Origin of the sequence: Acinetobacter lwoffii, from assembly GCF_052078135.1 — a bacterium.
GTDB classification, from domain to species: domain Bacteria; phylum Pseudomonadota; class Gammaproteobacteria; order Pseudomonadales; family Moraxellaceae; genus Acinetobacter; species Acinetobacter lwoffii_Z.
This window is the reverse complement of record NZ_JBQGUZ010000046.1, coordinates 1-8,163: the sequence shown is the minus strand read 5'-3', so window position 1 is coordinate 8,163 and position 8,163 is coordinate 1. Positions and strand designations below refer to the sequence as shown.

Below are 8,163 nucleotides of genomic sequence, written 5' to 3'. Positions count from 1 at the left end.
GTGTTGATCTGTCAGCATGGTACGAGGCATAGCGAATAGTAAAATTGGGTTTGGCGATTTGATTTTACTACTTCGCTATTTTTTTAAGCTAAAAGTGTCAACACACCCTAGACATCCATCACATCTCTTGAGAAAAAACGAAGAACATGCAGTGCTGAATTTAAACAGCAGATCGTTCAGGCTTGTAAAGCACCGGACGTTTCAATTGCTTCAGTCGCTTTGCAACATGGATTGAATACAAATCCCCTATCCAACTGGATTCGCTTAATTGATGGTAAGCTAGAGAAATGATCGCTCACCACTACTGAATAAACCTGCATTTATTGCTTTATCTTGCTCTGCACCATTAGATCCTACTCCTACTGACATGTTAACGGTTCAAATTACTTTACCCCACTCAAAATCAGAAATTGGCTTGAAATGGCAAGTATCAGAAATATCTGCTTTAGGAGAATTACTCAAGGCACTTGCAACATGATCCGTATCGATGAAATCTGGCTGTCTACCCAACCTCTGGATATGCGAGCAGGTATGGATACTGTCATGGCTCAGGTGCTGAGAGCCTTTGGCTATATCAAACCGCATTGTGCTTACCTATTCTGTAATACAAACGTGACCATCGCATGAAAGTGCTGGTGCATTATGGACTGGGCATCTGGCTGTGTGCCCGGCGGCTGGAACAGGGAAAATTCCACTGCGCTAAAGTTCACCAGGGTGAAACCGTGGCCCTCAGCCCGGAGCACTTACAAGCACTGATCCAAGGTTTAGCTTGGCAAAGAATCGGTCTGCAGCAAGTGGTAACAATGCTCTAAACCAAGCTCGGCCATTCTGCTATTCTCCAAACATTCTATTTCCTCTGCGTCATGACCTCAAGCATACTGCGGCCATGAATACGCTGCCTGATTTAAGCCAACTGACCCATGAACAACTGCTGGAATTTACCCGGCAATTGGCGATGCAGCATCAGTCTTTAGCATAATCAAATCAGCAATTAGATGCCAGAGTTCAACATCTTGAAGTCACCAATCAGCAATTAGATTCTAAAGTTAAATCTCTCTCTATTCTCAATCAAAAATACGAGCATGAACTTGCGCAGTTTAAACGGCATAAGTTCGCCCAGAAGAATGAACACTTAACGGCCAAACAAATCCATCTTTGGGACGAAGCGGTCGAAGAAGATATCGCAGCTGATGAATTAGTATAAAAACAAAGTTAGTAAATAAATTATATAAATCAAATACTTTTTTATTAAATATAAAATTTATTTGATTTAATTTTGTTAATTTTGGGACTGTGTTATTCTACTATTGTGACGCTAAAAATAACTTACCTGTGCAGAAAAAAATGATGACACCATTGCTCATTGATGCATTAACAATTTCTGAAGGCAGGTTTGAAAAACCATGCCCAGTTTTAGTTTTGAAAATGATGTTACTCAATGAGGAAATGAGCCGGGAGTTTTCAGAAAAAATTAAAAATCAAGCATTACTACTGCTCGCGATATATCGTAAGTTACTGCTTGCTGTCGATAGGGACTTATGTAAGGTAAAAACTCTAAAGGATAGTGTGAAAAGAAGACACTGGGCTAAAGTGGATAAAGCACAGGACAAGATGGTGGTTGCAGGCCAACTTCGACTAAAGAGTTTAGATCCAGAAGAAATGATTTTATTTTTAAATACACAGCATTTTTTGAAAAAGCTGCCGATTTCCTTTGTTCAAGAATTGGTTAATTGGGCATCACCGGTGGTGAGTGGTAATTTTTTAATCGAAAATGTTTTAGCTGGTTATATCGCCCAGAAGCTTTTGCCATTAGAAAGAATTAAAGTGAAAGAGCTGGGTAAGTCTGTGCAACCATATTTTCATTTAGCTAACTTTTCTGTATTTTTACCTCGACTGGAGGAACTTTATCAAAAATATCAGCAGCAAATTGTTCGTGTGGCACCAATGGCAGAAGTTGCTTTGGCTTTAACAGACTTGAAGAAGGCAAGAGTCTATCGTATTCGGAGTAGTTCATGAAAAGTTATTTCAAGAAGCTCCTAGAATGTATTAATCAGAATGAAAATATAGAAGAAAAAGAACTGATCCAAGCATTATTTTTGTTGCGTGCACACTATAGCTTAGCTGGCATTGTTGTCATTTGTCAGCGAATCTTTACATTGATTGGGGATGATGAATTACCAGAATTTCGTGATGAGCTTAATACGTTAAAGATCATTAGTAGATTGCAGGATTCTGAGGAATATGCACATTTTTTCTCAGAAACAATAGATAGAAACACACATACACCCACGCCATTACGTCCATACACTGGAGACAGTGGAATTTGTGATTTGCTATTGATTCAAGCAGGACGAAGTCGAAATAATGAGAGTTTTGATACAGTAATTATTTGGTTTTTAGAGCAAATATTTTACTTTCAAAAAAAAGTACATACCCTAGGGCTTTATAGTAGTTATTTAAAGGGTGATGGAAGCATAAAGCTGAAAGCTCAAAAAGGATCTCGTGTGTATAACGCCTTTTTAGCAATCAGGCTGTTGGGTGATCAAGGTAATGAGTATATTTTAGAACAAGTCAAAGAATTACTTATTCAAAATTCACCGAAACAACTGATTCATTTGATGTCTGCTGGTTCTGAAGATAAACGATTAAATGATGTTTTTTATATATTAAAGCTGTTTTTATCCCAAATTTGGCAAAATGATCCACTAAAAAATAAGAAGAAACGTCGAGAATTTTTACACCGTATAGGGTTAAAGCATAGAAAACTGATCTTGCAACGGTACGGCTCATTAAGTATTGCTATTCAACCTTTAGAGGATGTAGATGAAATTCATCGTGGTCTAGTATCTGAAGTATTTGAGGATAATGAGATTGAAGAAGATGAAACACCATTGGAGCCATTGTTTACATTTTTTTTGGCAGAACAATCCGATTTAATTCGAGGTTTTTATGCCTCTAAATCTACTTCTCAACATATTGAAGCTGCAAATGTTGGTTTAGTTTGGACCAAATCGCGATTGTCCTTAATTTCAATTCAAGAAATATTTAGGCTCTGTCAACCATCTCATACTGATACCAGCTTAATTTTACGCGCAAAATTAGCTTTAATATTAAGTTTACTCACAGGACGTTCGGTGAGTGAATTAACAGCGCCTCGTTTTAGTCAAAATGCAGATCAGAATAATATTGCTATTCAGTATGATCATACTTTATCTGCGTATGTATTAAGTGTGTTTGCAGGGACACCGACACTCAAAAAAAAACCAGAAGATTCTAAATTTCATGTGCCATGGACCAATGAATTACATTTGGTTTTACCGATTGAACTCAATGATTTAGTGAGTCAAGTCAAAAATCTTGGGATTACAAGACATCATATGGCAGTTGAACGTGACGTGAGTGAACTGATTAACCGTGTACCTAAAGAGCTAGAAATCAGCCTCAAAAGCATTCGAGATATTCTTCCACGGTTGTTATATGATCATAGCCAAGGTGATTTAGCTGTCGTTAAAGCAGTGACTAATGCATCAGGTCGAAATTATGATAACTTGATTCATTATGCCTCTTTTGAACAGAGGCAACTTGAGCAACTCTGGGCTGCTTGTTTAAGAACGATAAAAATTAATATTCCTGAATATATATACTCTTCCAATAAGCGTGTGGGTAGCCCAATTGGAATAAAGATTGTTGAAATACAAAATGAAATTACACGAATAAAAAAGAGAATAAATCAGGCTTCTGAACATAAAAATTGGCAGGTGCTCTTTGATAGCTTGACGTTGTATACAGCATTATGGATGAATCTTGCAACTGCAGGACGAGGAATTAAGCAGCCCTTTCCAAAGTGGATCAGTCAGCAAGGCTGGGCATTGATTCAAGATAAACATCATCAAGATGAATCAACCGATCGTTATGTGCCATTGACGCAAGCGTTGATCAAACAGATTCAAGGTTTACGTGGTTTGATGGGAATGCTAGGGGAGCAAATTGAACCACGTGTTGATTTATCATCTTATGCTGTGCAACTTTGTGCTCCTCATCAGATTGAAGGTTTAGTTAGAAATTGGGCACGGAAGTTGGTTCGCTCTGATTATAATCAGTTACCTGGACGGTTCAAGGACGCTGGACTTGGGCACTGGATACGGGGTCGTCATCCATGGGATATGTTATCTGTATTTCCTGTATCAGCTTTTCAACAACAGTGGCTTGATGTACAAGAAAACTTGCAAAAACAATTAGGTTTCGAATGTCTTGAAGGTTTTGATTTTTTTAAAATCAAGCATATTCCAACATTTGTTTTAACCCAAGAGACTAAAACAGCTCAAGTAGAGACGAAGCTGAGAATACAATATTCAGAGAATGATGTAAAAGAATGGCTGAAAAACTCAGAGTATGAGTCCTATTGTCCGTTGATTTTTGAGGAAAATCCTGAGCCACAAGTAGCTTTAGAGCTTGGACATGTATTAGCTTCCCATTTAGCTAAAAATACAAACATTGATTTGCCAGAAGCCATAAAGGCATATTGTGCTTATATTCGCGATAAAACTAAAATTCCTTTATTCGTTCAACTTCCTCAAAAAGCTAATCGTACGTGGCTGACATCTGAAAATAGTTTTAGTACATGGAGTTATACTGAACAAAACTTACTTGATCTTATTCAGAAGGATTTAGAACATTTACCTGAACATCAAAATTGTGATATTGAAATAGGACGTTTGCTGGTTGTACTCTCCATGTATTCACAACTGTGCAGAGTGAGCTATTTACAAGCGATGTTGGAGTTTATTGCTTCTGATCAATATATAGTCGCTATGGGGAATAGTCGGCTCGTTGAGCTAACAGTGAATAATGATAGATCTGTGACGAAGATACGCCGTACAGTACTGTTAAGTCCTTATGTCTCGACTTTAATATTAGTAGACCGACAGTATCTACAGCCCCGATTAAAAGAGATTTTAGCACAGTCAAGAAATCAACAAAGAACGGCTTGGCAAAAGTGTTTTAATACATATTTAAAACAAATAGGGCTTAAGTCAACTCTATCGTTAGCTCAATGGTTGAAAGCTTTACAGCAAAAGGTGATGTTAAATAGCACTCCGTTGATTGCAGGTTATATATCAGGCCAAGTCCTGACGGAAGATCTTTCAATAAATGAATTATTACGATTATCCGAATATGAAAAATTAACCACAGGTTTAGATAGCACTGAGCCAGAAAGTGAAATAGAAATAGGCGATGAGCAACTACATTTGTCTGATATTTTAGCGATGATTCAGCAACTAAAAGGTGAGTCTAGATCAAGCATTTGGCTTAAACAGCTTGCTAGTAATAAAACGAATCACTACTCAGTCAATTTATTAACATGCTTTGTGCAATGGTTGATTTTACGCTGTGATGCAGAAGAGTTAAGTCTACAGAATCGAAATATGATTCATCTACATTTGGCCATCGTCAGTGCAGGTATATTGGGGTTTTCAGAAGATTTAACAAAAGATAGCCAGATTGATGAAGATGTATTTCAAAAATGGATGGAGTTGACGCAAGAGCATTTTCCACACCGCAAGCATCTCGCTGCGTGGAATCGCTTTAGAGAATTTTTAATTCAATTAAATGATGATCGTATAAAGTTACACAAGCGTACAGCGCATCAAGCAAGTGCTAAGGTTTTTTCAAAAAATGAAGTGCGGCAGATCGTTCAAATATTACAATCTGTAGAATCTGGGGTGAATGATACTGTTTTACGTCTAGAGATTCAGCGTCATTTTCGTTTATCTGCGGCGATGGGTGTACGCCGTTCAGAGACACTTCATTTACGGCCCTTAGATATTGATGAGGATATGCTCAGAATTCGTCCTTATGGTGAGCATCAGCTAAAAACACTCGGATCAGAACGTGTTGTTCCGATGAATTTATTAAGTCAGACGATTAAAAAGGGATTAGATGATGTTTATCAAAATAAAAAATATTCGATATTAATGTCTGATGAGAACAGTGAACATAAGCCTTTTTTTGATCAAATATCTCAAATATTAAAGAAAGTCACTGGAGATGTTGATCTCAGCTTACATCATTTAAGACATACGTTTGCAAGTGCATATACTTTAAAGTGTTTGCAAACAGTGGTGGATTTTAAAGTGCTCACGATAGAACTGCCATGGCTACAAAATTGGATGCCATCGAATGAACAATTTAATACGCTAGTAGGCAATGAAGGACAGGTCGGTCAAGGGATTAAGGCGATTGGTCGAGTACTTGGACATTTACATGAATCGACAACATTAAAGCATTATATTCATATCTTATTTCTAGCTACTTATGCCTATAGCATGCAACAACAGCAACCCAATTTACATACTGCATTTTTTAAGCGAGTCATGAGTCGGAGTAATTTATTCAGGCATTTCCAAGCGATTAACCAACAGAATAGTAATCTAAAATATGAGTTGAGAGATACCATCGAAAAATATGTACTCAAAAAAAGACAAACTCAGAGGTGGGTAATCTATGCTCAAAAAAGAGGAAATTCGACGGGTAAAGTAATTAAACACGAACTATTTCAAAATATTGAAGATATTGAGCGGTATCTTATTTCTGGGCAGGGGCAGCCACAATTAGATATTGAGTCCTGGAAGAGAGCTTTAATTACGATGTCAAACATTCCTTCAGGTAAACGTGGTTCAAATATAGGAAGACATCCATTATTGACACAAGGAAAGTTAGCACGTTTGCCTGAATTACTAAGTGCTGTAGATTTTAATTCCGCACAAAAAATTTTAGAGCGATTTGATTATTTAGAACGAAACCAATCAGACACTTATAATTGGTTAATAAAAAAATGGTTGTATGAGAGTAATGTAACAAAAGTATTGATGCATTTTACGGCAGAAGATAAACCTATGCTTTCACTTCTTATAGAACATCAGTTTTTTCCGGTAGTGATGAAACATAATAAATATGATTATTTTAGAATAATGTCTCAACAAGCGTCATTAAGCGCCGTGCGATGGGTACTTGCGTGGTTGAGTGTACGATATTTAGCGATTGGAGATCATATCTGAATCTAAGTATATATGACTTATGCACGCTTTGTTACACAAAGGTTTGAAAGACAGCGCTACCTTAATTGAGCTAATTTCAAATGACAATTTGGATGTAAGTGCAGCCAAATTCTGTGAATTTGTTCGAGATAGCTACGTGTGCATAATATCATTTACCTGAATAGAAAAATTTCTTGCTGCTCATTTATAGCTTAATAATAGAGACTTAAGTATTTTTTATGGATCAACAGAACCGAAAAACATCGCATTATCCATTGCGTTTTGTCTGCTGCTGGAAGCTATGTAACATGATTCCTTAGGTGAAATAGCCTAAGCTTAATAAGTGATTAAAAGGCCTGAAAATCCGCGAATTTGATTTTTTTCTTCGCTTTCAATTTGATCCATACGTTATTTATTTATTTATATTTTTCATTTACAAATCAATAAAATATTCTAATTTGGTTTGATCAAAGAAAAAGATACCCATTTGATAATTAGGTTACAGCAAAATCTGTAATCGGGCGTGGAAACCTGAAAATTACTACAGAAGTATTAAAACCGCTTTGACAGTTTTTTGTGCCTATTATGCTTAGTTTGCTATTATTAAATATTATTCAGCATAAAGTCATGTTGCAGAAGAAATGTCACCTTCAATGCAGCGTGACAATTTTGAAGTAGCACGAACTGATCTTGAAAAACATCCAATCATCAAATGTTTATTTAAAGCGGATAACGTCACGCGACACATAAGTTGTCATTTGCGACGCATAAAATGTCATTGAACGACACATAAGTTGTCATTGAAAGAAACCGCGATTATTGGTGGTTTTTTTATCAAGTCTCATATTAATTTTCTAAAATTAAAACTTTATGGTTAAATTAGATTGCATAAAACCGTGGAACATTGGTTGGTAAATAAGCGTGGAACATGAATAATCAATAAAAAGCCGTTCTGGTGCCCTATACTCCAGAACGGCTTAATTTAATATACTGATATATAATAAGAAATATCATACTGTTATTCACCAATTAAAATGTCTATGCGATAAACCATTTAAAATGTCCTGTTTTTAACCACAAGAGTCAAGCACAGGATTTAACTTTCTTTGTTCAATAACAGCTTTCT

General features: G+C 36.4%; 4 protein-coding genes and 2 pseudogenes. All 6 read left to right on the top strand.

The window, feature by feature from the left end:
- Window positions 1-117: 117 nt before the first annotated feature.
- The 6 genes and pseudogenes from ACTL4S_RS16115 (at window position 118) to ACTL4S_RS16090 (ending at window position 7,058) form a co-directional block, all read left to right on the top strand.
- Window positions 118-478, top strand: a pseudogene (locus tag ACTL4S_RS16115) (transposase).
- A complete protein-coding gene (locus ACTL4S_RS16110; RefSeq protein WP_004647769.1) occupies window positions 475-627 on the top strand; it encodes an IS66 family insertion sequence element accessory protein TnpB in 153 nt (50 codons plus the stop codon). Before ACTL4S_RS16115 ends, ACTL4S_RS16110 begins: the two are co-directional and overlap by 4 nt.
- Entirely contained in the window at window positions 624-812 is a 189-nt protein-coding gene (gene tnpB, locus ACTL4S_RS16105) for an IS66 family insertion sequence element accessory protein TnpB (RefSeq protein WP_004647767.1), read from the top strand. Before ACTL4S_RS16110 ends, tnpB begins: the two co-directional genes overlap by 4 nt.
- 74 nt (window positions 813-886) lie before the next feature.
- Window positions 887-1,198, top strand: a pseudogene (locus tag ACTL4S_RS16100) (IS66 family transposase); the annotation flags it as partial.
- A 146-nt stretch (window positions 1,199-1,344) separates the two neighbouring features.
- Entirely contained in the window at window positions 1,345-2,016 is a 672-nt protein-coding gene (locus tag ACTL4S_RS16095; protein WP_005105953.1) for a hypothetical protein, read from the top strand.
- On the top strand, window positions 2,013-7,058 hold the full coding sequence (locus tag ACTL4S_RS16090; RefSeq protein ID WP_253145951.1) for a tyrosine-type recombinase/integrase: 5,046 nt from the start codon (window positions 2,013-2,015) through the stop codon (window positions 7,056-7,058). Before ACTL4S_RS16095 ends, ACTL4S_RS16090 begins: the two co-directional genes overlap by 4 nt.
- Window positions 7,059-8,163 lie beyond the last annotated feature (1,105 nt).

What these genes read in the sequence shown, in the direction of transcription:
- tnpB (WP_004647767.1), top strand. Translation starts at nt 624, where the DNA reads ATGAAAGTGCTGGTGCATTATGGACTGGGCATCTGGCTGTGTGCCCGG.
- ACTL4S_RS16090 (WP_253145951.1), top strand. Translation starts at nt 2,013, where the DNA reads ATGAAAAGTTATTTCAAGAAGCTCCTAGAATGTATTAATCAGAATGAA.
- ACTL4S_RS16095 (WP_005105953.1), top strand. Translation starts at nt 1,345, where the DNA reads ATGATGACACCATTGCTCATTGATGCATTAACAATTTCTGAAGGCAGG.
- ACTL4S_RS16110 (WP_004647769.1), top strand. Translation starts at nt 475, where the DNA reads ATGATCCGTATCGATGAAATCTGGCTGTCTACCCAACCTCTGGATATG.